The organism is Aliidiomarina sp. B3213, from assembly GCF_003290085.1.
In the GTDB taxonomy this organism is placed as follows: domain Bacteria; phylum Pseudomonadota; class Gammaproteobacteria; order Enterobacterales; family Alteromonadaceae; genus Aliidiomarina.
On sequence record NZ_QMKJ01000001.1, the window covers coordinates 679824 to 703843 of the forward strand.

Here is a 24020-nt window from a genome sequence, read left to right on the forward strand (position 1 = left end):
TAGTTGCTATTTGGCGGCGATACCCGCTGCAATATAGGGTAATAATCTAGTTAGCATTTGCTCTTGTGGTTCGGGATCATTGAAATCTGCTTCTGCAATTTCACATAGCGCTTGGCTAGATACTTGAGCAAATAAAACTGTGCCTAATGCAAAGTGTAGCCGCCAAAATAGATTTTCGGCAGACAAATGCGCATTTGCCCGATGAAATAAATTGAAAACATAGCTAATAGTTTCACCGAATCTTTGCATGGTGTATGCACGCAGGTGCCCTTGTATCTCGCTGTATGCGTAACCTAGTAGTTTTAAATATATTGCAGCGCCACCATTACGTACTTCTTCAAGCTGAGAGAGTGGTCGTACAAAGCACGCGAGAATATCTTGGTTACTAGGTAATTCATTGTCATCTAAAGCGTCGAGCTCTGTTTGTAGCGCACACATAAAAACCGACTGATAACGAGCCATAACCGCCTGAATAAGCGCTTTTTTCGAACCAAAATGATAGTTAACTGACGCCAAGTTAACATCTGCTACTTGAGTTATTTCTCTTAAAGAAGTGGCTTCAAAACCCTGTTCTGAAAACAAAGTTTCTGCTGCTCGAAGAATACGCTCAGAGGTTTTCGCTGCTTTTTTCATGAAATACTTGCACCCAGATACTGTAACCACCCTGTTTAAAACAGGTGTTTAATTATTGGGTTACTGTACCTGACTGCAATATATTGAACAAGTATTGTCAAACGATAAAATATCGCCCAACTACACTGACGTATCTAGCGGTGAAAAGCTTTTCACTAGGTCATCTACAGCTTTCATTTGTTGTAAATACGTCTCCAAACGAGACAGTGGTAATGCACATGGACCATCACATTTTGCCTCATTTGGGTTCGGATGTGCTTCGATAAACAAACCTGCAATTCCCAAAGCCATACCACTTCGGGCTAGTTGTGCCGCTTGAGCCCTACGACCATCGGCAGAGTCAGCTCTTCCACCAGGTCTTTGCAGCGCATGTGTGGCGTCGAAAATAACTGGAGCGAAGGCTTTCATGTCGTCCATGCCGAGCATATCAACAACAAGGTTGTTGTAACCAAAGCTAGAGCCGCGTTCGCACAGCATGATTTTCTCGTTTCCTGCTTCTGCAAACTTAGTCAGAATGTGACGCATTTCATGCGGTGCTAAAAACTGTGGCTTTTTCACATTAATAATTGCACCGGTTTTAGCCATAGCAACGACTAAGTCAGTTTGACGAGCTAAAAATGCTGGTAACTGAATAACATCCACAACTTCAGCTACCGGGGCAGCTTGGTGAGGTTCATGCACATCTGTAATCAACGGCACTGAGAATGTTTTCTTGATCTCTTCAAAAATACGTAACCCTTCTTCCATGCCAGGGCCACGAAACGAATGAATAGACGAGCGGTTAGCTTTGTCGAATGATGCTTTAAATACGTAAGGAATACCGAGTTTCTGTGTGACATCTACGTAATGCTCTGCAATTCGCATAGCTAAGTCACGAGACTCAAGTACATTCATACCACCAAATAAAACAAACGGCTTGTCGTTGTTAACAGGAATTCCTGCAACATCTACTTGTTGAATTTGCATGTTCGCCTCTTGAAGTTTTTACAGCACAGTTGCAAACAAAATAGGTTGTTTTGCAAATGCTACGTGCGCTAACCATAACCAAGTGAGAATAGCGATTAGAGAAAACGGCACTTTAGTTACAGCTGGGAAACGCCCTTTCAATGCCAAAACAGCCAGCACAGAAAATACGACATAAATGAGGAAACCAATAAACTTTTCGGTGTGGAAACCGCTAGTAAATGGATGAGCTCCCGTAACCACCAAAATACCCACAATCGAGAGAACGAATAAACCGTCTACAGCATGAGGAACAATTTTAAGTGGTTTGCTATTCAGCTTACTGGAGTCTTTCCATGCCAATACTATTCTGGCCAATAACGATACGAAACTTAATACCGCAAATAAGGCATGTAAATGTTTAAACCCTTCGTACACTGAATATCTCCTATAACGAGTCGAGCCGCATTACTAGCTCATAAAATGACTGACCTTTTTTCTTAACCAAGTCGCAAAGTTCAGCAGGATATATTTTGCCTCTCTCAGCTTCAATACGGCCAATGATATCTTCAAGTGGTAGGTCTTGGTGAACCAATTCATAAAACATTCGCGCCAAACCAAATACAAATGCTTCATCAGAAATTTCGTCTGCTAATTTACCGGCCGGTAGTCCCATGCCGTCACTGCGTTCTAAACGCTCATCCAAAGCACGCACAGCAACTTGGCTTACTTTACTGTCGGCCATTTGTAGTGGTCGAATGGCGCGTATTATACGTTGTTGGCAAGGTGATACTTTACTGGCTGGTTGCTCTTCTATTAATGCAAATAGCTTTTCCGCGCGCTCAAACAGTGTTGCAGCCGTGCCGGCAACCTGTGCTTTCTCGCCAGACCATTTCAACTCTTTCATAAATTCAGCAACAAGCTGTACATAGGCGCTTTGTTTTTCTGGGTGTTGAGCATAGCTTTCCTGCTCAAGTTCCATAAGGCGAGCAACTAGCTCTGATAGCAACTGGTCTGTGTCTTGTAGGCAAATTACGTTATCGAGAGCAACTTGCACGTTGTCTGCAAACAATTGCAGCAACTCCTTCTCTTTAACAGTTAAGGGGCGAGATAGCCCTGCGAGACAAAGCAAAGCTCCCTGAGGCCGGCACTGGCTCGGACAATAGGCCAAAACAAAGTCTTCGCCATAATAAATACTATGGGTACGAATAACCGAGTCGAGCTCCACCAAAGCCTCTTTCGGTAAGGCAGACTTGATAATTTGTCCTTGCAGATGGTCGGCGTCTTCTCCGTATGCTGCACGAACCTTCATTTCACTCGACTTTTGAGTTTCATCTGCCGCCGCATAGAACGTTTGTCGAGCACCGCCAATTAGCCAACTTAATTGCTGGACTAAACCTGAAATAAATTGCTCCATTGACTGCAAAGCAAAAAGGTCATTAGTCGAAGCAATAATTTTTTCTAACCCATTACGGCTATGCACAATGGAAATAATGTCACGGTAACTACGAAGGCTAGACATCACTGCTGTAAACAGTTTTTGTGCGGTAAGTTCAGTTTTAGATTTGTAGTCGTTGATGTCGTAATTAACGATAACTGTGCGCTCTGGCGCTTGTCCTGGTTGTCCAGTGCGCAAAATAATACGTGTATAACGATTGCCAAGCTCCTCACGAATATAGCGCGCAACATTTAACCCTGCGTCGTCTGTTTCCATCACGACGTCTAAAAGCACTATTGCTGCATCAGGGTTGTTCTTAATCAGTTCTTTTGCTTCGGCGCCCGAATGAGCACTATGGAACTCTAGGCCACGCCCTAGAAATTGAAAATCACTTAAAGCCAGCTTAGTAACGGCATGAACTTCCGGTTCATCATCTACGATAAGGATTTTCCAGCTTTCTTCGGGTAAATCCTGCTCTTTCTCTGCTTCATCTGCAAATAGAAAGTTACTTTTCATCAGGCGTTCAATCTCCCAACTGCATCTTGTCGCTTATTAGAAAACGAGCTTTATACACTTTTCTGCGCAAAGGTTACGCGATCCAAATTAGCATAATCTTGAACGGTGTTAACCCTTTTATAACCTTTTTTCAAAAAAATATCCCGCACTTGTAATGCCTGTTCAGCGCCATGTTCAAGCGCCAGCCACCCTTCGTTGCACAAAAAATCTAACCCGTTTGTAATAATGTATTCGATATCCTTGTAACCTTGATGCTCAGAAATAAGAGCAGATTTCGGTTCAAATTGAACATCACCGCGAGTTAAATGAGGATCCTCGGGGTCTATATACGGAGGATTAGATACAATAAGGTTAAATGTCTTGCCTAGTTCTACCTTGCTGAACCAGTCGCTCGTGAATACTTCTACATTACCAAACTCCAGTCTAGCTAGGTTTCTTCGGGCTAATTCCACCGCCTCATGAGACTTGTCCACCGCAATAATTGCCCAGTCAGGCTTTTCAGAGGCCAGGGCTAAAGCGATAGCTCCTGTCCCGGTGCCCAATTCAAGCACATCGGCGTGCTCGGGCACCTCAAGCTCTAAACAGGTTTGAACCAGTATTTCAGTATCACTTCTGGGAATTAATGTAGAGTCGTTAACCTCTAGGTCAAAAGTCCAAAACGACCGTGATCCGGTAATAAAAGCGACAGGTTCGCCTTTAGCTCTGCGCTCACTAAATGCTTTAAACTGCTCTAACTGCTCATCGGAAAGTTTCCTTTCTGGCCATGTGTATAAGTACCCACGGTCACAATCTAAAACTTTCATAAGCAGCCACTGAGCATCAATTAACGGCGTTTCAGACGTTATAAATAACCCTTTTGCATAAGACAGTGCCTCTGCTATGGTCATTCGCCACCGTCAGCTAGAGACGCTAATAGGTCAGCTTGGTGCTCTTGCAGAATCGCATCTAAAATAAGATTTAGCTTACCTTCCACAACTTCATCAAGGCGGTATAGCGTAAGGTTTATACGATGGTCTGTTACACGCCCTTGCGGGTAATTGTAAGTACGAATACGCTCTGAACGGTCACCACTAGCCACCAAATCGCGACGCGTTGACTGCTCTTCCTCGGCGCGTCTTGCATCTTCTGCCGCTTGTAGGCGAGACGACAACACAGACATAGCTTTAGCCTTGTTCTTGTGCTGTGAACGTTCTTCCTGACACTCAACAACAACACCGGACGGAATGTGAGTAATACGCACTGCAGAATCTGTACGGTTAACGTGCTGACCACCAGCGCCTGAAGCACGGTAAGTGTCAATGCGTAAATCTGCCGGGTTGATTTCAATCGCTTCGGCTTCTGGAATTTCTGGAAGAACCGCTACGGTGCACGCCGAAGTATGAATTCGACCTTGCGACTCTGTTTCTGGCACACGTTGCACACGGTGACCGCCCGACTCAAACTTCATGCGACCATAAGCTCCGTCACCGGCAACATAAGCAATAACCTCTTTGAAGCCGCCGTGCTCGCCCTCGTTGCAACTTACCATGCTTACTCGCCAACCGTTGTCTTCGGCGTAACGTGAATACATTCGGTATAAATCGCCCGCAAAAATAGCGGCTTCATCACCACCTGCACCAGCCCGAATTTCTAAGTAACACGGTCTTGAGTCGTTAGGATCTTTCGGTAGCAGTAGAATTTGTAGGTCGCTGCTCAAGCGTTCTTGTTCAGCTTGTGCTGTTTCGAGCTCTTCCTCGGCCATTTCTTTTAGGTCAGGGTCGCTCATCATGTCTTGTGCAGTTTGCTCGTCTTCTTTAGCCTGCTGCCAAGCATGAAAACAGGCTACTGTTTCTTCAAGTTGAGAGTACTCTTTCGATAGCGCACGAAACTGGTTTTGGTCCGAGATAATTTCAGGACTTCCTAGAAGAACTTGTAATTCTTCATAACGCTCTTGTAACGACTCTAACTTGGTCACTAACGACGCTTTTAGCATTATTATTCTTCTGCCTCTTGATGAATCAATTGTTGATATGCTGCTAACGCATTTAAATCATTCTTTTTCGCAGCATTCTGTATAGCGGTTGTTGGCTTATGTGCCAAAGTGTTTGCGAGTTTAGTCGCCAGCTCATGAATAACTTCTTCAGGTGGCTTACCTGCAGCAATGGCATTTAACGCCTTTTCTTTTTGAATTTGAGCAATTCGTTCCACATTGACTCTGTATTCACGCAATAATGAAACTGCATTCAAGCTGCGCATCCATTCTTCAAATTCACTAACATGGCGAGCGATGATTTCACTCGCCTCTTTTGCAGCTTGCTGTCTTTGTTCTTTGTTCTGCGAAACAATTTTTTGTAAATCATCAACGGTGTATAAGTATACGTCGTTTAACTCGCCTACTTCTTCCTCGATATCACGAGGTACAGCCAAGTCAATAAACAACATAGGCTTGTGTTTACGCTGCTTTATTGCAGTTTCCACCCAACCCTTACCAATAACCGGAACAGGACTCGCTGTAGAGCTAATAACAATGTCAGCCTGTGGCAAAAGATGCTGTAACTGGTCGAGCGACCATGCTTTACCACCTACCACTGAAGTTAACTCTTCAGCTCGCTCTTGCGTGCGGTTCGCTACATTTAGCTTTCGTACACCTTGGTCTTTTAAGTGACGAGCCGCTAGCTCTGCTGTGTCACCCGCACCCACAATTAATACTTCAGCTTTTTCTAGCGAGTCGAAAATATGCTTCGCCAAATTCACCGCTGAATAGGCAACAGAAACCGCGTTTTGACCTATTTGAGTTTCTGTACGCACAGACTTCGCAGCCGAGAATGTGTTTTGAAACAAGCGGTCGAATACACTACCGATAGCACCAGCATTTCTTGCTGCTTGGTATGCTTCTTTCACTTGTCCAAGAATTTGCGGCTCTCCCAGAACTAGTGAATCTAGCCCTGATGCCACCTTCATAAGATGCTGAATAGCAAGTTCGTCTTGGTGTTGATAAACATATTCACCAAGCTCTTCTTTCGACACTTGGTGGTACATGGCCAACCATTCAATCACTTGCTCTAAATTGTCTTGTTCTGCGCAAAAGTAGAGTTCCGTGCGGTTACAAGTCGACAAAATCACAGACTCTGTTGCCAGCCCTTGTTGCAGCATAGACTGCAAAGCAGACTCTAGCTGCTTTGGCTGAAATGCAACACGTTCCCGTATGTCTACGGTCGCTGTTGTGTGATTAATACCCACTGCAAGGATGGTCATGAAGTCTTAATTAAACCCGCAAAACGTCTGGCATGAACTTAGCGCGCTATTGTAAGCTAAGGGTCACATGATTAAAAGCCAAGTTGCATGGCGTTTCTACTTGAATATAAGGTGAATGTTATTAACTTTTTCCGTTCTCTATCACTGGTTTTAGCAACTCTTATTGTCGTAGGTTGTGCATCCCAAAGCCCAAATCAAACGGGTTATGAAGACGTTTCCAACGCCGCAATTGAGTACCATCAACAACAAGTTCAGCTCATTCGTAATTGGCAAGTGCAAGGACGAATAGCTTTTTTCGATGACGTTAATCAGGATCGCTCTGCAGCAAACCTAACATGGCAAAGTACATTAGTTACCCCCACTAGCTCCGTATTTCGTTTGTACCACCCGTTACAAGGGACATTAGCGCGGTTAACTGTTCAGCAAGACATGTCTACGTTAGAGCTCGAAGACGAAAGTTATACCGCTGAAAATGTAGATTACCTTCTGTCTTACTATTTGAACCTGCCGTTACCCTACACTTTGGTACAAAACGCAATGACCAGCCTTATTCCAAACTCAAGTGATATACAGGCTGTTAAATACTATGAAGACGGTACACCTTGGTCTTACACCTATAGAAATAGTGATGTCTATCAAGAGTGGTTTGTTGAGTTTAACCACTACCGTGCATATCCATTATTAGTCGACAACGAAGAACAATGGGTGCAACTGCCCACCAGCATTGAGTTAACAGGTGCAGGGACACGCATTAAACTGCAGATACAAAGGTGGGACATTACTAGTGAATAAGGAAATTACCTTACCCGCACCTGCCAAGCTGAATCTGTTTCTGCATATTACGGGCAGGCGCCAAGACGGATATCATGAGCTTGAAACCTTGTTTCAGTTTGTAGATTTAGCCGACCAAATAACTTTTCGCGCTCGTGACGACGGCGAGTTTCGATTGTCTCCACAAATTGAAGGTGTGAGCACAGAAGAGAATCTCATTATAAAAGCGGCTAGAGCTTTGCGAGGTATCGCCGGCGACACATCTTTGGGTGCAGACATAAACCTTACGAAAAACCTACCCATGGGCGGTGGCTTAGGCGGCGGATCTTCCGACGCAGCAACAACGCTTATTGCGCTGAATGCACTTTGGCATCTCAACCTTTCTTACCAAGAACTTGCAGATATAGGGGTGAAGCTAGGAGCTGATGTGCCTATTTTTATCCACGGCGAAGCATCTTTAGCACGGGGCGTAGGTGAGGAACTGGAAGCTGCAAGTCCCAGTGAATGCTGGTATGTCATTGTTCATCCGCAAGTACATGTAAGTACCGCGGCAGTTTTCACTCATCCAGAACTGCCTCGTTCTACAAAGCCAATTCACCATACAGACCAAGTAATTACAGGGTTAAACTGGCAGCAACTTGGTAATGATTGTCAGCAACTTGTCTTTAATCTTTATCCTAGTGTTGCGGCTGCGCACCAGTGGTTGCTACAATACGCGGCGTCTAAAATGACGGGAACCGGTGCTTGCTTATTTGCTCCATTTTCATCAGAAAACGAAGCAAAACGAGCTCTGGCAAGTCTTCCAAAGGATTATCGGGGTTGGGTTGCAAAAGGCATGAATCGCTCAACAGCGCATCTTGCCCTGGCGAAACAACTGGAAGATTAAATTCCGACATTTTCCGCATCCACAAAAACAATTTGGTCGAGGTTTACCGTGCCTGACATGAAGCTCTTCGCTGGCAATGCAATACCCGAGCTGGCCCGCAAGATTGCTGATCGACTCTACATCAAATTAGGCGATGCCGATGTAGGTCGCTTTAGTGACGGCGAAATCAGTGTTCAAATCAACGAAAATGTCCGCGGTTCGGACGTATTCATCATCCAATCTACTTGTGCTCCAACCAATGACAACCTCATGGAACTTATCGTTATGGTTGACGCGTTACGCCGTGCTTCTGCTGGGCGTATTACCGCGGTATTACCCTACTTTGGTTATGCACGTCAGGATCGTCGCGTACGCTCAGCTCGTGTTCCTATCACAGCTAAAGTTGTTGCCGACTTCCTTTCAAGTGTAGGTGTTGACCGTGTTTTAACTGTCGACTTACACGCAGAGCAAATTCAAGGATTCTTTGACGTACCGGTAGACAACGTTTTTGGTAGCCCAGTACTTCTTGAACACATGAAGCAACAAACGTTCCACGACGCGGTAATGGTGTCGCCTGACATCGGCGGTGTTGTTCGTGCGCGTGCAATGGCAAAACTTATGAACGACGCAGACTTGGCGATTATCGATAAACGTCGTCCAAAAGCGAACGAGTCACAAGTTATGCATATCATTGGTGACGTGAATGGTCGCGACTGCGTTATGGTTGACGACATGATCGACACCGGTGGAACACTTGCGCAAGCTGCGAAAGCTCTGAAGAAGAATGGTGCGCGTAAAGTTTACGCTTATGCTACTCACCCAGTGTTTTCAGGCAACGCTGTAGAGAATATTAAAAACTCAGAAATCGACGAGTTAATTGTTACAGACAGTATTCCGCTTTCAGAAGAAATGAAAGCTACAGGAATGGTTACTCAGCTTACGCTTAGCGGAATGCTCTCAGAAGCTCTTCGCAGAGTAAGCAATGAAGAGTCTATTTCTGCAATGTTTGAATATTGATTCTTACATTTTTAAGTATTAAAAAACGGGAGCTTTTGCTCCCGTTTTTCTTTTCTCTCAAATATCATTTTTTAGCCTATTGATAGAATCCCTGTGAAAGCGCTAGCATTGTCTACTCAGCGTGGAAAGGAGAACCGTAGTGGACATTTTACTGATTGCGATGGGAATAGCACTCCTGTTTACGGGAGGCGAGGCCCTGATAAAAGGAGCCTTAGCCACCGCACAACGTTTCAATGTTTCCCCGCTGTTAACCGGCCTTGTTATTGTAGGATTCGGAACATCAGCACCTGAGCTTGCCGTTTCTTTGGATGCAACAATCAATGGCCAACCCGACATTGCCGTAGGTAATGTTATTGGTAGTAATATTGGCAATATTTTGCTGATTCTTGGGATATGTGCGGTTATCAGCCCTCTCTCTGTGAAGCCTCTTGTATTAAAAAGAGACGGAACGGCAGTCCTACTTTCAACATTGCTTTTTATTTTGATTGGGGGCGCCCTGTTCTCAAGATTGGCAGGTGCTCTATTTATAGTCTTACTCGCTGCATTTCTGATTTATGCTTATCAAACAGAATCAGAGGAACCAAAGTCAGAAGAACCGAAAAATATCAGGAGTATAGGTTGGACTATAAGTGTCAGCATCGTAGGTTTGGTGCTACTGATACTGGGTTCCCAGTCCTTGTTGAAAGGCGCAGTTAATATTGCTGAGCACTTTCAAGTGTCTGAAGCCGTAATCGGTTTAACTCTAGTTGCTATTGGCACGTCATTACCTGAGCTATCCATCAGTGTAATAGCGGCACTCCGCAGGCACACCGATGTTGCGATTGGCAACGTTCTTGGTAGTAATATATTTAATCTACTCGGTATTCTTGGCATCTCTGCCGTCGTAAAGCCTCTGTCTATAAACGAAAGAATCCTGCAGTTTGACCAATGGGTATTATTAGCAACAACAGCAGTGCTTATGGTTTTTCTCTATACGGGTAGGAAGCTATCACGAGCGGAAGCAAGCCTACTTCTGCTCGCCTATGTAACCTACGTGACCCTGAGTTTTTCAAAGTATGGATAACGCTGAGCTGGATTACCTAAGCAGCCAAACTACGGTTTGAGCATCAACACTGCCTCTTAAACCACCTTCAAGCGGCTCTCTTTGCAAAAGCTTGCTACTGTAATGTTCGCGGTACAGTTTCGAGATTCTGTCTGAACCCACAGAAAAAGGTGGTCCTTCCATTTTTTGTTGGTCATACTCAAACGTGATCAACAGCTGAGGTGCTTTCTGAGTTAAGTTGACTAAGTGTCCTGCATAACGTGTTCTCATGTCTTCTGGCAATGCCACTAATGCTGCCCTATCATAAATCGCATCAACTCGGCCAATATCCGCAACACTCAAATCGAAAATATCACCAACCCAGACATCAATATTTTGAGCACGATACCACAACCCACTTTTCGATGGTTCGATTGCTGGATTTAGTCCTAAGTTCTCGAACAGCTCTTTAATGGCTTGCTCACTCAGTTCTGCTCCTATTACGCTGTAACCTTGCTTTAATAACCATCCAATATCATGGGTTTTGCCACAAAGGGGCACAAGCAGCCGTCCGCCTCGAGTTATAGCTAATGTGTCGAAGTATTGAATGAGATATGGATTAACTTCGTTTAAGTGAAAACCAATTTCACGATTTTTCCAACGGTTGTGCCAAAATTCTGCTTTCATAATTTCTCTCGTTGTTCCGACAATACTCGAAAGATTTGTTTGCGTTGCTCCGCCGAAAACGTGTAATAACTCAACTCAATAGTTTTACCTTCTTTAGCCATAATCTTTATTCTTTTTGGCCAAAAAAGTGATATTTCAAATCCGTTATAATTGTCCCAATCTACAGCGGTTACCATGTCATAGTAGGTGTACCTAATCTGAACATCATCAACATCTAATCCATACTCTAGTACTGCAACATTTCCACGATTGTAAAACATCATCCAAAGCGGTACACCTACAAGCCAAATTCCAGTCAACACTGCAATCATGGTAATTAGGCTGTCATCTACTTTTCCGTTCAGAATAACGCTCAGTACAAGCAGAGGAATTAACCCCAAAAGCACTTGCCATACCATACGGTAAATACGGTCGATGATGTTTTGCTTCCTTGATTGTCTAAGCTGCAGGTTCACTATTATCCCCAATAGCTTTGGCACCCAGTACTCGGCGAATTTGAATCTGATTTATCAACGACACCAGTACAAAACTTAACAGCATTAACAAGTACCAAGAGCTCAATTTAGAAAACGACACCATTTCCCACTGCTCTGTCTGATTCGGATAAATCCAGATATTCGTAAATGTAGCAATGTTCTCGGCTATCCAAATAAACAAAGCAACCAGAAACCAGCCTAACAGAAGTGGCATATTGCGGTGAGTTTTAATAATTTTGAAGTAAATATGCGTGCGATAAAACAAGAACACAGTAAAGGCCAACAAGAGCCAACGTAAGTCCCAAATGTAGTGATGGGTGAAGAAGTTCATATAGATTAAAGCAACCAGCACGATAGTTGCGGCTTTATTCGGGTAGTGGGAATACTCAAACTCGAAAATACGCCAAACTCGGGCTATGTAACTTCCCACAGCGCTGTACATAAAACCCGTAAATAAAGGCACATTAGCAATGCCAAAGATGAACTCTTCCGGGTACACCCAAGAGCCTATGCTGTCTGATGTTTTGAACAACTCCATTACCGTAGCGACAATATGAAATACGATAATGACCAAGGCTTCGCGCGGCGTTTCAAGTCTAAAAATAAGAAGAAACAACTGAAACGCGATTGCAGCGAGAAAAATGAAGTCGTAGCGGTGTAGGCTTTCAATCGGATACCAATAATTAGTAACGATCATGACACCCAGTAGAAAGCCACCGAAGATACAGGCATTCGCTTGTTTTAAGCCAAAAAGCCAGAATTCGTGAATGATTGTTTTTATGTTCATAATATTATTGCTTGAACTCGTTGATCGTTACTGCTCAAAACCATGCTCAATAGTAGCGTCACATTGCGAGACAGGTCTATTCTCATTCGTTCTATCAACAAGCCAACACTCATCATAAATAGAGCAATAGCAAAGCTCTATAGACAAAGTGGCGTCGACCTCGGCTATACCGCTAGAGGCTAACTCACCAGAATATTCAATAGCTTTAATAGTTTGCCCAGAAGACATTGTTGTCGTGCTGATATGAGATTGCCTAACATTGGAAGAGAAGGCATCTAAATCCGACCATCTCTCTATGTATTGTGTGTCAGCTTTTACGATCGCGTATTTAATTATTGCAGGGCCGGTGCCTCGGTTTGAAACGCTATAACTAAATGAGTGCGCACTGAAGCTTCTGAAAATCTCCAATTTAGGCCAGACAGCGGCTCGCGCATATTGGCGGTCAATAGCTGCGGAGTAGATGGAAATAATAGCAGTAAGAAAACCGATGAAGAGTGCCGAAAGCGCTATTAGCATTTCAGGATTTTTATACCATTTTGATTTTGTCACGAATAAAGTCCTTTAAAATTATTGCCTTAAGATTCTGTCCATGAACATACGCCTTGCAGCAGGCTCACTATTCCCGAACGGTTCATACTTTGCAAATCCAAACTTACTATACAATAAACGACCAGGCTCAATTAGAAAATAAATATAAGGTTATAGGTCGTTGCGCGGCCAGTGCCATAGTGCTAAAATGCGCCGCCCCTGAAAAAGGGCTTCCTGTTGATTTCTGGTCGCGGAAATCAACATCATTTTCTTTTGGAGAAGTATTATTATGAGTTCACCAACTTATGAATTTAACGCTGAACTCCGTAGCGATATGGGTAAAGGTGCGAGCCGCCGCCTACGTCGCGAGGGTAAAGTTCCAGCGATTTTATACGGCGGAAACAAAGACGCTGTATCTATCACTCTTGATCACGACAAAGTGAACAACGCTGCAGACCACGAAGGTTTCTACAGCCACATCTTAACTTTGACTATCGACGGCAAGAAGCACCAAGCTATCTTGAAAGACATTCAACGTCACCCGTACAAGCCAAAGCTTACTCACCTAGACTTCCAACGCGTAAGTGCGAAAGAAGAGCTTCACACAAATATCCCACTTCATTTCTTGAATGAAGAAAGCGTGAAGAAAGCTGGTGGTGTTGTGGTTCACAACTTGAACGACGTTGAAATCAGCTGTTTACCAAAAGATCTTCCAGAGTATCTAGAAATTGATCTAGACGGCATGGAAATCGGTGACAACGTACACTTGACTGATCTTAAACTTCCTAAAGGTGTAACTCTTCTAGAGCTTACCCGTGGTGAAGATCACGACCAAGTAGTCGTAACTATTGCTGCACCTAAAGTTGAAGCAGAAACTGACGAAGACGCAGATGAGTCTTCAGAAGCTTCTGACGCAGCAAGCGACTCAAGCGCTGACGAAGACAAATCTGAGTAAGCGAGTCGTTTAGGATGTCCAACGACATTCGACTCATCGTGGGCTTGGGTAATCCAGGCCCCGAATATGACAAAACCCGGCACAATGCCGGGTTTTGGTTCATAGAGTCCTTAGCAAATTACTTTTCTGTTAGTTTAACAGCCGACAGTAAATATAAAGGGCTGGTAGCGCGCCTACCCTCCCCGTACCCTGACGTTCGCCTCTTAATGCCACAAACATTTATGAATCGCAGCGGACAGTCTGTGGGTCCTTTAGCGCAATTTTATAAATTAGAGCCTCATCAAATATTGGTCGTTCACGACGAACTCGACCTTCCTCCTGGCGTTGCTAAATTGAAGCAAGGTGGTGGACATGGTGGCCATAATGGTTTGCGCGACATCATTTCGGTTCTAGGTAACCAAAAAGATTTTCATCGTTTACGCATCGGTATAGGTCATCCAGGTCACAAAGACAAAGTGACTGGCTACGTACTAGGCAAGCCACCTGAAGCGGAACGAAATATTATAGATGCAATTATTGATGACGCAGTGCGTGTAGTACCTGACTTATTGCAGGGCCGCTTGTTAGAAGCAAAACAATCACTGCACTCGTCACGACATGAATAAGTATTACTGAGAAGGAAAGTGTTATGGGATTTAAATGTGGCATCGTAGGTTTGCCGAATGTAGGTAAATCAACTTTATTCAACGCATTAACACAAGCAGGTATTGATGCGGCAAACTTTCCTTTCTGTACGATCGAGCCGAACACCGGCGTAGTAGCGGTTCCAGATACCCGCCTAGACAAGCTTTCAGCTATTGTTAATCCACAAAAGGTAATTCCTACAACGATGGAATTTGTGGACATTGCTGGTTTGGTAAAAGGCGCTTCAAAAGGCGAAGGTCTCGGCAACCAGTTCCTCGCTAATATTCGCGAAACAGATGCTATTGGTCACGTTGTACGCTGTTTCGAAGACGAGAATATCGTTCACGTCGCTGGAAAAGTAGATCCGCAAGAAGACATCGACACCATTAACACTGAACTTGCGTTAGCCGACTTAGACTCTGTTGAAAAGGCGCTTCACCGTTTAGGTAAAAAAGCAAAAGGTGGAGACAAGCAAGCGAAAGCAGAAATTGCTGTATTAGAGAAACTACTACCAGCTCTTTCTGAAGGTAATATGGCGCGCTCGGTTGAGTTGTCAGACGACGATCGTAAAACAATTCGCTCATATAACCTACTGACCCTTAAGCCAACCATGTATATTTGCAACGTCAGCGAAGATGGTTTTGAAAATAATCCTTACTTGGCAAAAGTAGAAGAAATTGCTGCTAGCGAAAACGCCATTGTAGTACCAGTTTGTGCTGCAATTGAGTCTGAAATTGCAGAGCTTGAAGACGAAGAGAAAGTAGAGTTCTTGGAAACCATGAACCTTGAAGAGCCAGGCCTAAACCGAGTGATTCGCGCAGGTTACGAGCTACTTGATCTACACACATACTTCACTGCTGGACAAAAGGAAGTTCGCGCGTGGACTGTGAAGAAAAACTCAACTGCCCCACAAGCTGCAGGACGTATTCACACAGACTTCGAAAAAGGTTTTATTCGTGCTGAGATCGTAGGTTACGACGACTACATCAGCAACAACGGTGAGCAAGGCGCTAAAGACGCAGGAAAATGGCGCTTGGAAGGTAAAGAATATATTGTTAAAGACGGCGATGTGATTCACTTCCGCTTTAACGTTTAAGCAAAGCGCTTCACCTAATAAAAAAGCCACCTCAGGGTGGCTTTTTTATTGCTTATACCGTTTTATTCAACGATTTCATGGTGCATAGGAGCCAGTAAAGCTAGCAATTGGTTTTGTGTGCCGGTTGGCACATCTAAGTCGTCCATAGCCAACTGCAGGTTCTCCACTAGCGCATTAAAGTCTGAGCGAGTTACCCCCATTCCACTGTGCGAAGTTTCCATGTCTTCACCAGAGTAGGTACAAGGACCACCACTGAGGTCGCAAATCTGTTCGGTAAGCATTTCATGCACACGCGACAAATCACTACCTTCAAAATGATGCCTAATACGGCGGTCGTCAGCGATATTAAAAAGCATTTGCTCCACTAACGCAGAAATACCCTGTTGCTCACCTAACTGTTGATATAAAGACTCGGCTTTAGCGGCAGGTGCACTTAAAGCCAACACAAAAACGAAAATAAAACCGTTCAAATATTTCATGAAACCTCCTAGAAACTTCCTTGAAGGCTAAGATACAGCCCATCTTGTCCGCTCAAACCAGCAATTTCGCCTAAATCTACATAAGCCCCGGTAAGTGCCAAAGATTTCGAAGGAAACCATGCTACAAATACCGATGTCCAGTCGCTTTCAGAAGCAAAACTTAAGTTGTCTGGCTTTTGTCGATACTCAGCACCCACAACTAATGACCTATGAAGAAACACGCCAGCAGAAACTTCTGCAACCCATTGATGGTCGTCTTCTAAATCACCGCCAAATCCCAACAAGCCAATTTCATTAGCTCTTGTTGCACGTACCGCTGCATTGGCTAGCCATGTGCGATTAAACGGGCCGTTAAGCCACGCTCTGCTCGCAGCAACATAAACGTCGTAGTCTGAATCTCTTTGCGAACCAACAGCTGTAGGTAAAGCGGCTCGCGTGTTCTCTTTATATTGAACTCCTACCGAAACTTGAGGGTAGTTGCCATATATAACGTCACCCAAAACACGGTATTTCGCTCCATAAATGGTTTGCTCGAGTTCCCCACCAATTACCTCCGGCAAATCAAACGTTTGCTGTGCCACGGAAAGCTCTATTCTATTACTGTAATTCACGCTAGCTGCGGTTAGGTCAAGCCTAAAGTCGCTAACATTGGCTTGGCTCATTGCAGCGGTACCGCCCCACTCTCCTTCTTCGGCGTAACTACTGAGTAAAGCCCAAGGCGTTAAGCCGCCACCTGCTGCGCCCTCAATTGAGGTTACGCCACCAGTTGCTAATAGCTTACCGCCACTGGCGTGTGCACTTGCTATGCCTGTTGCAAATAAACAAACGCCTAGTGCGCCTAACATGCTCTTTTTCATACTTATCCTCTGTATCCTAAGCGCTTACTTTGGTGCTATCTGATCATAGTCAAACGCTTCTAACCAACTCGTAAAATCTTCACCTTTCATTGGCTTAGCAATATAATAGCCTTGCAAAATATCACAATTAAACTTACCCAACTGCGCCCAACCAGACTGTTCTTCTACACCCTCTGCTACTACACGCATATTCAGTCGATGAGCTAAATCGATAGTCGACTGAACTATGGTTTGATCGTCTTGATTGGTGTCGATCTCCATAACAAAGGCTCGGTCAACTTTAAGCTCATCGGCAGGTAAACTTCTCATCTGGGAAAGTGACGAATACCCTGTACCGTAATCATCAATAGCCACCCCCATTCCCGCTTGTTTTAATGCATTCAGCCTTTGGATCGACCGTTCAGGGTCAACCATAACTAAGCTTTCAGTAACCTCAAAGGTGAAGTTTTCAGCTTTAAGCTTGTATTGGTTAACGCAACTCATAATGTGTTCGATCAGTCCTTCGTCGATTAAATCGGCTGCAGAAAGGTTAATTGATATATTCAAATGGTGGCCTTTCTCTGCCCACTGCGCAACTTGCCGAGCTGCCTCGTGAATAACCCAATAGGAAATGCGAGTGATGTCACCACTCTGTTCTGCTAGCGGAATAAACTCAACAGGGCTGACAAAACCTAATTCAGGATGAATCCACCGAATTAAAGCTTCTACGCCATGAATTTTCTTGGACTGAATGTCCAGTTGAGGCTGATAAGCGAGTGACAGCTGGCCACTTTCGGTAATGTCTCTAAGGGCAGCTGCTACTTGTAACTTACGCATGTGAGGTTCGTCATCACCAAGTTCAAACACCCCAATAGACGACTTATTCTCCCGAGCGCGCAGGCGTGCAAATTGAGCTCTACGAAGCAATATATCAATGTCTTCCCCACCTTGTGGGTATTGCACAATTCCAGCTGAAACCTGCAGGTTGTATGTTACTTGCTCGAGGTCGTAGGGTTGGTTAAAGAAGGCCAACATGTCTCGAATTTGTTCTACCCCTTGGTAATTTTCTTCAGGAATTAGAACTACGAATTCATCACCGTGTAAGTGCGATGGCCACATCAAATCTTCGCACTGGTTCTTCAGCCGCTCTGCCAAGCGCACTAATAACTGGTCGCAAATCGTCTGGCCAAACATATCGTTTAACCGGCTGAAGTTATCTAAATTAAGTACGGCAATTACGAATCCATTATTTTTCTGGATATTTTCATCTATTTTTTCGTTCAAGAAACGTCGGTTCGGCAAGTCGGTAAGTAAATCATGAAATGATTGGTGAGAGATTCGCGCTTCACGTTCCGAAATCGCTGACTGCATTTTATTAAAGCTATTGGCTAATTGACCTATTTCATCTTGTTTTGAAACTTCTACACGCTGGTCATAGCGCCCCCCAGCGATACGCTTAGCAACATTCGCCAACATTCGGACCGGCTCTACCACCTGATTACCGATCAGCATGGCAAGTAGCGTAGATAACGTAAGCGTAACCAAAGCAATAGCTATAAGATTAGAACGAAGTGCAGAAAACGGTGCGGCTGCTTCTTTAACCGAAGCAGATATAAGCACACTTAAGTCTTTCTTTTGAATACCCTCTAAAGTTTGCGAACCTTCCAGGGTAATCCAGTTACCGCGCAATTCATTTTCTGAGAGGAAATTATGAACTTGTGATTCTGTTGCCACAGCCGCACTAAACCCTGATTCCATAAGCTGTGAAGAAGAAGAAACAACAATAGGTTCTCTTTCCTCGAAGCGAGCAACAAAGGTAATTTGAGTATTGGTAAGCTGGTACAACTGTGTCGCCAATGAGTCATCAACGACAAAGCCAAGCACGACATAACCAATTAAATGAGGCGCTCGAACAGGCACAACCACGAGTTGGTATATCTCCCCTTCAGCCACGATCAGCCCAAAGTCGGTTTCTCGGTCTGTAGTACTCATAGTCATAAGTGTTTCAGGGGCTGCAATCTCATGAGTTGAGACCACAATTTCTCCGGAAGGAGAGATTAAGGTAATCAGATCCGCAGCAACACGCTGACCGTGATTGACCAGTACAGATAGAATCGTATTTTCGTCACCTGTGGCGACGGCTTGGCGAAAACCGAAGTCGTCTGCAAGAACAGTAGCTGACTGGTTTAACTGACTTTCTCTAATTTCCAAAAGCTGGGTAAACACACGCTCGGCAACACCAAGTTCACGATCGATGTTACGGTTTACCGTTGAATTGGTGGTCAATACAATCGCAACGATGACTACAGAGAGCGAAGCAACAACTAAACCACTTATAAAAAGTAAGAGCTTCGCTCGAAAACTAATAGCCGCCACCCGTGCCTCTCCTACGGAATCTGTTCTCTAGCTCAGAGCCTCTGTCTCTTCGAGGCCGTGTCACTGGAATCATATATTCACTCTGTCCATCGGTTTGTGACCATGATGACAAGTCTACCGCTATAGGTTCAAGTCCTTGGTCAGACATCCAAGGGTGGAACACATACCAATCACCTAACCCGGTCCATTCATCATTAAATGTTAGTGTCCCGTTTTCATCACTTGTAGCGGTTAAGTCTGAGCCAGAAACTACTATATGTCCGCGCATTTGGTCGTGGATGTTACACCCCACCACAACAATACCTTGTGTTGGGAACTCCATATCTTCTGCAGTACCTGCACGATATAGCTCTAATTCAAATGTTTTTGCACTTGAGAAAGAATAAACGTGATGTCTTACATTATCGCTGTTTGGAAAATTTACAAAGTCGCCATTACGAATCACGATTTGTTGGGGAGCGAACTGGCGATTAACCTGGTCCATAATATGAACCTGGGGTTCGCGCGACGCACTGTCTGATTCACTTTGGAACTGAACTAAAACAGCGCCCTGCAAAGGCTCGCCTCGCTCGTCCTTAATCAAGACTTCTCCGGCCTGAGCGGTAGCAGCAATTAGCAAGCAAACAGCACTAAATGCAGTAAAAGCCAGAGTATATTGTTGTCGAAATAGCATACTTTCCCCCTTTTCCTACCTATAGTTGCGCTGAATAGAACAAATAGCAAACGTAATTTACGTTGAAAATTGTAAGAACTGTCACCACCATAGTAAGAGTGAACCCTTAATGGAGAGTACAAATGCGTGAGTTTAGAACGGAAAAAGACAGCATGGGCGAAGTAGAGGTTCCTTCAGACGCTCTATATGGCGCGCAAACTCAGCGCGCGCTGAACAATCACAACATAAGTGAGTTGCAACTTCCCTTTGCTTTCATTCGAGCTGTTGCCTTAATTAAGTATTGTGCTGCTGAAGCCAACAGTAAGCTGGGTGTACTCGACAGTGAGAAAGCCGACGCCATTATGCAAGCTGCGCTTGAAGTATTCGAGGGTCGTTGGCAATCGCAATTTCCGGTAGATGTTTTCCAAACGGGTTCTGGCACCAGTACAAACATGAACGTTAATGAAGTGCTTGCCACACTTGCCAGTAGAGCCTCAGGCTTAACCATTCACCCCAATGACGACGTAAATATGGGGCAAAGTAGTAACGATGTCATACCTACTGCAATTCAACTAAGTGCATCCCGCAGAATTACACGAAAGCTACTACCCGCGCTAAGTCATTTAAGAGAGATCATTGAAAAACGAGCTTCAGAAAATGAGACCTTGGTTAAAACGGGGCGAACACACTTAATGGACGCCATGCCGATGACAGTCGCTCAAGAGTTACGCGCATGGGCAGCCCAAATAGAGTCTGCAGAGCAGCGCTTCGAACAAATGCTTCCCCAATTACGAGCTCTTCCACAAGGTGGTACTGCAATTGGCACAGGCATTAACGCGCACCCTCAATTTCGGGAAGAGTTTTGTAGATCACTATCAGAATTTACTGAATGCCCTTACACACCGACGCATAATCCATTTAGCCAAATTGCCGGACAAGACATTGCGGTCGCAACAGCCGGCATCACCAGTTCTTTAGCTACAGCACTTATGAAAATAAGTAACGATCTGCGTTGGATGAATAGCGGCCCTCTTTCTGGTTTAGGAGAAGCATCTTTAAAGGCGTTGCAGCCAGGCTCGAGCATTATGCCAGGGAAAGTTAACCCTGTAATTCCAGAGAGCGTTGCAATGGCGTGTGCTCAGGTTTTTGGCAATCAAACTACGATAAACGTCGCCGGTCAATCAGGTTCGTTTCAATTGAACGTAATGCTGCCTGTGATTGCATATAACTTATTGCAAAGCATCGAATTAATGACGAACAGCGCTATTAGCCTAGCCGACCAATGTATTGCTAGCTTAACGTTCAACGAGAAACAACTTGATAAAACCGTAGCGAAGAACCCAATATTGGTAACCGCATTGAATTCTAGAGTGGGCTATAACAAAGCAGCAGAAATAGCCAAAGAAGCATACAAAACAGGTGAGCCTATAATCGATGTTGCGGCGCGCCAAACAGATATTTCTAAAGCAGAGTTAGAGTCTCTTCTTGATCCTAAAAATTTAACCCAACCACAACAGGAGTAAACTGGTTTTGAATATTCTCATTACAGGCACAAACCGTGGCATTGGATTTTCACTTACGCGCCAACTTAGCGAAAAGGGTCACACGCTTTGGGCCGTTTGCCGGCAGCCGTCTGAACAGTTGCAGTCTCTTGCAAGCAATGCCAACGTCAATATTATTTCTGGCGTAGACGTAACAGCAGACAACGCCGCAACGTTAATTCACGAAGCGCTAGGCACAACGCAGTTGGACGTACTGATTCAAAACGCTGGCATTTTAACCCGCGAGTCGATTGAAAATGCAGCTCCTGAAGCTATTACTCAGCAGTTTAAAGTGAATGCACTCGCCCCACTAACCCTGACCATCGCCCTTAAAAAGCATTTAACTAAAGGCTCCAAAGTGGCGCTTATTACCAGCCGTATGGGCTCAATGACCGACAATGGTAGTGGTAACTACTACGGCTACCGCATGTCGAAAGCAGCATTGAATGCTGCTGGCGTTTCATTAGCGAGAGATTTACATGGTGAAGGTATTGCTGTTGCGCTTCTACACCCAGGATTCGTACAAACCGACATGGTGAACCATGCCGGCGACATAAGTGCGGACACAGCTGCTGAACGGCTTATTCAACGTATCGAAGAGTTAAACATCGATAACACCGGAACGTTTTGGCATAGCAATGGCGAAGTTCTACCATTCTAATTGCACGACTTTTGTGCAATCCTGTGTTTTTTTGACCAATTAGTAAAAGAAACACGGTTTTTTTGTGAAAAAGTATTGACGGTAGCGGCGTGGATTCGCATAATACGCGCCGCGCTGAGGTGCACAGAAACAAAACATTGATGGCTACGTAGCTCAGTTGGTTAGAGCACATCACTCATAATGATGGGGTCGCAGGTTCGAATCCCGCCGTAGCCACCAAAACAAAACGATGCGGACGTGGTGGAATTGGTAGACACGCTGGATTTAGGTTCCAGTGCCTCACGGCGTGAGAGTTCAAGTCTCTCCGTCCGCACCAAGTTTCTGAGCTGTTGGGGTATAGCCAAGCGGCAAGGCAGCGGGTTTTGATCCCGCCATTCCCAGGTTCGAATCCTGGTACCCCAGCCACTCTTCTTCCTCTCGCTATGGTCTGATGGGGTATAGCCAAGCGGCAAGGCAGCGGGTTTTGATCCCGCCATTCCCAGGTTCGAATCCTGGTACCCCAGCCAAACCTAAAAGAACTACCTTTGAATTGCGGACGTGGTGGAATTGGTAGACACGCTGGATTTAGGTTCCAGTGCCTCACGGCGTGAGAGTTCAAGTCTCTCCGTCCGCACCATTCAAGACATTAACCTTTCGTTGATACTTTCCAAGCTCGGCTAGCATATGCAGACAACGCGTATTGCATTCCCGGCAGTCTACCTAAAATATTCAAACCGAAAGCTCGCACTCGCTTAAGTGCTTTATTTTCAGAACGCATTCCCCAGCCGACCCATTCGAGGCTGTGCGCCATGAATTCATTGTCGAGCCTACGCTGCTTTTCATATCGAGCTTGAGCTTGCTGACTAAAGCCAAATTTGTCGACTTGCTGTAAAAAGCATTCAACGTCTCTGAAACCTAGGTTCACACCCTGCCCTGCAAGTGGATGTATGGTATGTGCGGCATCTCCGAACAAAGCTATAAAAGGTGTTTTTAACTCTGAGTTTTGCGTAACCGGCGCAATGCCGTACCGATTAGCACTCTGCCTTTGCAAAGGAAAGTGTCCGTAACTTTCGACGCTAAAAGGTCCAATACTTTCGAAGCGACTGTTCAAATGCTCAGCCAATTGATCTTTCGAGCTCGACCAATTCGAAATTGTTTCTTTATTCGCATACACGATTAAACAAGCGTGATTCGGGTCCAAAGGGAGCAGCGCATGAATTTCATCCGCGCTAAATTTCTCCCAAGTCCGCTTCGCCACCGGCTTTTCAGTTTTCACATTAACCAACAAACAAGCGTCTTTGTATTGCTTTCCCGATACACCAATACCACTTTGCTCACGAACTTTTGAATTTGCACCATCGCAGCCTAGCAAATGTTCAAATTCAACCTCATAATGCGACTCATCCCCACCTTCCGGTGAAGCCTTTGTTTCAGCCTTAACCACCCTATTATTGAAGTCGATAGACTGTAAACCTGCCTCGAGTAATTGAATATTGGGATATTGTTGAAGTTGTTGGAAAACTGCATATTGCAATACAGAATTCTCAATCATATAGCCCAGCGGATGATTACCTTCCTCCGAGTCTCCAAACTCTAACCAGTTTTCCGAACTATCGGTTACCGCGAGTTGAAAGAAAGGATTTGCACGACACTTTGCAATCTCAGGCCAAACACCAAGACTTTGCAGTAACTCAATGTTGTCTGCCGTTACCGCAGAAATTCGAAGGTCGTAGTCGCTGGCAGCGCTCCAGGCTCTGGTAAAGTTAGGGTCGAGCACAGTTACGTCGTACCCTTTCTTCGCTAGCCCAATCGCTAAAGCGCCTCCAACCATACCGGCACCAACAACTAACACGGATGTTTGTATTCTCGATTGCAAAGCTTTATTCCTTGTCTTGTAAGCGTTTTA

25 protein-coding genes and 5 tRNA genes are annotated in these 24020 nt (G+C 44.7%); 14 read left to right on the forward strand and 16 right to left on the reverse strand.

Going from position 1 to position 24020, the window contains the following annotated elements:
• Positions 1–6: 6 nt before the first annotated feature.
• From DQX04_RS03265 to hemA, 7 genes are all read right to left on the reverse strand, one after another.
• Positions 7–633, reverse strand: a complete 627-nt coding sequence (locus DQX04_RS03265) for a TetR/AcrR family transcriptional regulator (RefSeq protein ID WP_111914386.1) — start codon at positions 631–633, stop codon at positions 7–9.
• 120 nt (positions 634–753) lie between these two features.
• On the reverse strand, positions 754–1599 hold the full coding sequence (gene kdsA / locus DQX04_RS03270) for a 3-deoxy-8-phosphooctulonate synthase (RefSeq protein ID WP_111914388.1): 846 nt from the start codon (positions 1597–1599) through the stop codon (positions 754–756).
• Between the two features lie 18 nt (positions 1600–1617).
• Entirely contained in the window at positions 1618–2013 is a 396-nt protein-coding gene (locus tag DQX04_RS03275) for a SirB2 family protein (RefSeq protein ID WP_111914389.1), read from the reverse strand.
• Between the two features lie 10 nt (positions 2014–2023).
• On the reverse strand, positions 2024–3529 hold the full coding sequence (locus DQX04_RS03280) for a DUF3369 domain-containing protein (RefSeq protein ID WP_111914391.1): 1506 nt from the start codon (positions 3527–3529) through the stop codon (positions 2024–2026).
• 50 nt (positions 3530–3579) lie between these two features.
• Positions 3580–4416, reverse strand: a complete 837-nt coding sequence (prmC, locus tag DQX04_RS03285; RefSeq protein WP_111914393.1) for a peptide chain release factor N(5)-glutamine methyltransferase — start codon at positions 4414–4416, stop codon at positions 3580–3582.
• Positions 4413–5501 carry a peptide chain release factor 1 gene (gene prfA / locus DQX04_RS03290; protein WP_111914395.1) on the reverse strand — a complete coding sequence of 363 codons (1089 nt, stop codon included), beginning with the start codon at positions 5499–5501 and terminating at the stop codon, positions 4413–4415. The genes prmC and prfA overlap by 4 nt, the downstream gene beginning before the upstream one ends.
• A 2-nt stretch (positions 5502–5503) precedes the next feature.
• Positions 5504–6763 carry a glutamyl-tRNA reductase gene (gene hemA, locus DQX04_RS03295; protein WP_111914397.1) on the reverse strand — a complete coding sequence of 420 codons (1260 nt, stop codon included), beginning with the start codon at positions 6761–6763 and terminating at the stop codon, positions 5504–5506.
• Positions 6764–6850: 87 nt separating this feature from the next.
• Here hemA and lolB point away from each other — a divergent pair, with 87 nt between their 5' ends.
• The 4 genes from lolB (at position 6851) to DQX04_RS03315 (ending at position 10479) form a co-directional block, all read left to right on the forward strand.
• On the forward strand, positions 6851–7555 hold the full coding sequence (gene lolB / locus DQX04_RS03300; RefSeq protein WP_111914399.1) for a lipoprotein insertase outer membrane protein LolB: 705 nt from the start codon (positions 6851–6853) through the stop codon (positions 7553–7555).
• Positions 7548–8420, forward strand: coding sequence for a 4-(cytidine 5'-diphospho)-2-C-methyl-D-erythritol kinase (gene ispE, locus DQX04_RS03305; protein ID WP_111914401.1), 873 nt, complete (start codon positions 7548–7550; stop codon positions 8418–8420). The genes lolB and ispE overlap by 8 nt, the downstream gene beginning before the upstream one ends.
• A gap of 48 nt (positions 8421–8468) precedes the next feature.
• Positions 8469–9416, forward strand: coding sequence for a ribose-phosphate pyrophosphokinase (locus DQX04_RS03310; RefSeq protein WP_111914403.1), 948 nt, complete (start codon positions 8469–8471; stop codon positions 9414–9416).
• A gap of 139 nt (positions 9417–9555) precedes the next feature.
• Entirely contained in the window at positions 9556–10479 is a 924-nt protein-coding gene (locus tag DQX04_RS03315; RefSeq protein ID WP_111914404.1) for a calcium/sodium antiporter, read from the forward strand.
• Between the two features lie 12 nt (positions 10480–10491).
• Here DQX04_RS03315 and tmpT read toward each other — a convergent pair whose 3' ends face one another.
• The 4 genes from tmpT to DQX04_RS03335 are packed head-to-tail and all read right to left on the reverse strand — an operon-like array spanning position 10492 to position 12936.
• Positions 10492–11124 (reverse strand): thiopurine S-methyltransferase, encoded by a 633-nt coding sequence (gene tmpT, locus DQX04_RS03320; RefSeq protein WP_111914406.1) that lies wholly within the window; start codon positions 11122–11124, stop codon positions 10492–10494.
• On the reverse strand, positions 11121–11579 hold the full coding sequence (locus tag DQX04_RS03325) for a hypothetical protein (RefSeq protein WP_126266334.1): 459 nt from the start codon (positions 11577–11579) through the stop codon (positions 11121–11123). Before DQX04_RS03325 ends, tmpT begins: the two co-directional genes overlap by 4 nt.
• A complete protein-coding gene (locus DQX04_RS03330) occupies positions 11563–12387 on the reverse strand; it encodes a DUF817 domain-containing protein (RefSeq protein WP_111914408.1) in 825 nt (274 codons plus the stop codon). Before DQX04_RS03330 ends, DQX04_RS03325 begins: the two co-directional genes overlap by 17 nt.
• A 27-nt stretch (positions 12388–12414) precedes the next feature.
• The gene (locus DQX04_RS03335) at positions 12415–12936 is read right to left on the reverse strand and encodes a hypothetical protein (RefSeq protein WP_111914410.1); all 522 of its coding nucleotides are present in this window, start codon (positions 12934–12936) and stop codon (positions 12415–12417) included.
• A gap of 268 nt (positions 12937–13204) precedes the next feature.
• Here DQX04_RS03335 and DQX04_RS03340 point away from each other — a divergent pair, with 268 nt between their 5' ends.
• The 3 genes from DQX04_RS03340 to ychF are packed head-to-tail and all read left to right on the forward strand — an operon-like array spanning position 13205 to position 15590.
• Positions 13205–13870, forward strand: a complete 666-nt coding sequence (locus DQX04_RS03340; protein ID WP_111914412.1) for a 50S ribosomal protein L25/general stress protein Ctc — start codon at positions 13205–13207, stop codon at positions 13868–13870.
• A gap of 14 nt (positions 13871–13884) precedes the next feature.
• Positions 13885–14475, forward strand: a complete 591-nt coding sequence (gene pth / locus DQX04_RS03345; RefSeq protein ID WP_111914414.1) for an aminoacyl-tRNA hydrolase — start codon at positions 13885–13887, stop codon at positions 14473–14475.
• A 23-nt stretch (positions 14476–14498) separates the two neighbouring features.
• On the forward strand, positions 14499–15590 hold the full coding sequence (ychF, locus tag DQX04_RS03350) for a redox-regulated ATPase YchF (protein ID WP_111914416.1): 1092 nt from the start codon (positions 14499–14501) through the stop codon (positions 15588–15590).
• 62 nt (positions 15591–15652) lie between these two features.
• On the opposite strand, the gene DQX04_RS03355 is transcribed toward ychF, so the two are convergent.
• From DQX04_RS03355 to DQX04_RS03370, 4 genes are read right to left on the reverse strand one after another with little or no spacing between them, the layout of a single operon-like run.
• On the reverse strand, positions 15653–16069 hold the full coding sequence (locus DQX04_RS03355) for a group 1 truncated hemoglobin (RefSeq protein WP_111914418.1): 417 nt from the start codon (positions 16067–16069) through the stop codon (positions 15653–15655).
• 8 nt (positions 16070–16077) lie between these two features.
• Complete coding sequence (locus DQX04_RS03360; protein WP_111914419.1) at positions 16078–16926, reverse strand: DUF3034 family protein; 849 nt, start codon at positions 16924–16926, stop codon at positions 16078–16080.
• 24 nt (positions 16927–16950) lie between these two features.
• On the reverse strand, positions 16951–19281 hold the full coding sequence (locus DQX04_RS03365; protein ID WP_111914421.1) for a bifunctional diguanylate cyclase/phosphodiesterase: 2331 nt from the start codon (positions 19279–19281) through the stop codon (positions 16951–16953).
• Positions 19268–19954, reverse strand: coding sequence for a methylamine utilization protein (locus DQX04_RS03370; RefSeq protein ID WP_111914422.1), 687 nt, complete (start codon positions 19952–19954; stop codon positions 19268–19270). The genes DQX04_RS03365 and DQX04_RS03370 overlap by 14 nt, the downstream gene beginning before the upstream one ends.
• Before the next feature lie 122 nt (positions 19955–20076).
• On the opposite strand from DQX04_RS03370, the gene DQX04_RS03375 reads away from it, so the two are divergent.
• The 7 genes from DQX04_RS03375 (at position 20077) to DQX04_RS03405 (ending at position 22751) form a co-directional block, all read left to right on the forward strand.
• Positions 20077–21456: an aspartate ammonia-lyase gene (locus DQX04_RS03375; RefSeq protein ID WP_111914424.1), complete on the forward strand. Its 1380-nt coding sequence runs from the start codon at positions 20077–20079 to the stop codon at positions 21454–21456.
• Between the two features lie 7 nt (positions 21457–21463).
• The gene (locus tag DQX04_RS03380) at positions 21464–22135 is read left to right on the forward strand and encodes an SDR family oxidoreductase (RefSeq protein WP_111914426.1); all 672 of its coding nucleotides are present in this window, start codon (positions 21464–21466) and stop codon (positions 22133–22135) included.
• 142 nt (positions 22136–22277) lie between these two features.
• A tRNA-Met gene (locus tag DQX04_RS03385) sits at positions 22278–22354 on the forward strand.
• A 12-nt stretch (positions 22355–22366) separates the two neighbouring features.
• Positions 22367–22451 (forward strand) — tRNA-Leu (locus DQX04_RS03390).
• A gap of 14 nt (positions 22452–22465) precedes the next feature.
• Positions 22466–22540: transfer RNA gene (locus DQX04_RS03395), tRNA-Gln, on the forward strand.
• 26 nt (positions 22541–22566) lie between these two features.
• Positions 22567–22641: transfer RNA gene (locus DQX04_RS03400), tRNA-Gln, on the forward strand.
• Positions 22642–22666: 25 nt separating this feature from the next.
• Positions 22667–22751, forward strand: a tRNA-Leu gene (locus tag DQX04_RS03405).
• A gap of 9 nt (positions 22752–22760) precedes the next feature.
• Here DQX04_RS03405 and DQX04_RS03410 read toward each other — a convergent pair.
• A complete protein-coding gene (locus DQX04_RS03410; RefSeq protein WP_126266335.1) occupies positions 22761–23990 on the reverse strand; it encodes an FAD-dependent monooxygenase in 1230 nt (409 codons plus the stop codon).
• Between the last annotated feature and the right edge of the window lie 30 nt (positions 23991–24020).

Bases quoted from the DNA above. Each gene is read 5' to 3' on its own strand.
- pth (WP_111914414.1), top strand. From the start codon at position 13,885: ATGTCCAACGACATTCGACTCATCGTGGGCTTGGGTAATCCAGGCCCC.
- DQX04_RS03375 (WP_111914424.1), top strand. From the start codon at position 20,077: ATGCGTGAGTTTAGAACGGAAAAAGACAGCATGGGCGAAGTAGAGGTT.
- DQX04_RS03340 (WP_111914412.1), top strand. From the start codon at position 13,205: ATGAGTTCACCAACTTATGAATTTAACGCTGAACTCCGTAGCGATATG.
- DQX04_RS03355 (WP_111914418.1), bottom strand. From the start codon at position 16,069: ATGAAATATTTGAACGGTTTTATTTTCGTTTTTGTGTTGGCTTTAAGT.
- tmpT (WP_111914406.1), bottom strand. From the start codon at position 11,124: ATGAAAGCAGAATTTTGGCACAACCGTTGGAAAAATCGTGAAATTGGT.
- DQX04_RS03280 (WP_111914391.1), bottom strand. From the start codon at position 3,529: ATGAAAAGTAACTTTCTATTTGCAGATGAAGCAGAGAAAGAGCAGGAT.
- prfA (WP_111914395.1), bottom strand. From the start codon at position 5,501: ATGCTAAAAGCGTCGTTAGTGACCAAGTTAGAGTCGTTACAAGAGCGT.
- DQX04_RS03265 (WP_111914386.1), bottom strand. From the start codon at position 633: ATGAAAAAAGCAGCGAAAACCTCTGAGCGTATTCTTCGAGCAGCAGAA.
- lolB (WP_111914399.1), top strand. From the start codon at position 6,851: ATGGCGTTTCTACTTGAATATAAGGTGAATGTTATTAACTTTTTCCGT.
- DQX04_RS03330 (WP_111914408.1), bottom strand. From the start codon at position 12,387: ATGAACATAAAAACAATCATTCACGAATTCTGGCTTTTTGGCTTAAAA.
- DQX04_RS03370 (WP_111914422.1), bottom strand. From the start codon at position 19,954: ATGCTATTTCGACAACAATATACTCTGGCTTTTACTGCATTTAGTGCT.
- ychF (WP_111914416.1), top strand. From the start codon at position 14,499: ATGGGATTTAAATGTGGCATCGTAGGTTTGCCGAATGTAGGTAAATCA.
- DQX04_RS03360 (WP_111914419.1), bottom strand. From the start codon at position 16,926: ATGAAAAAGAGCATGTTAGGCGCACTAGGCGTTTGTTTATTTGCAACA.
- hemA (WP_111914397.1), bottom strand. From the start codon at position 6,763: ATGACCATCCTTGCAGTGGGTATTAATCACACAACAGCGACCGTAGAC.
- kdsA (WP_111914388.1), bottom strand. From the start codon at position 1,599: ATGCAAATTCAACAAGTAGATGTTGCAGGAATTCCTGTTAACAACGAC.
- prmC (WP_111914393.1), bottom strand. From the start codon at position 4,416: ATGACCATAGCAGAGGCACTGTCTTATGCAAAAGGGTTATTTATAACG.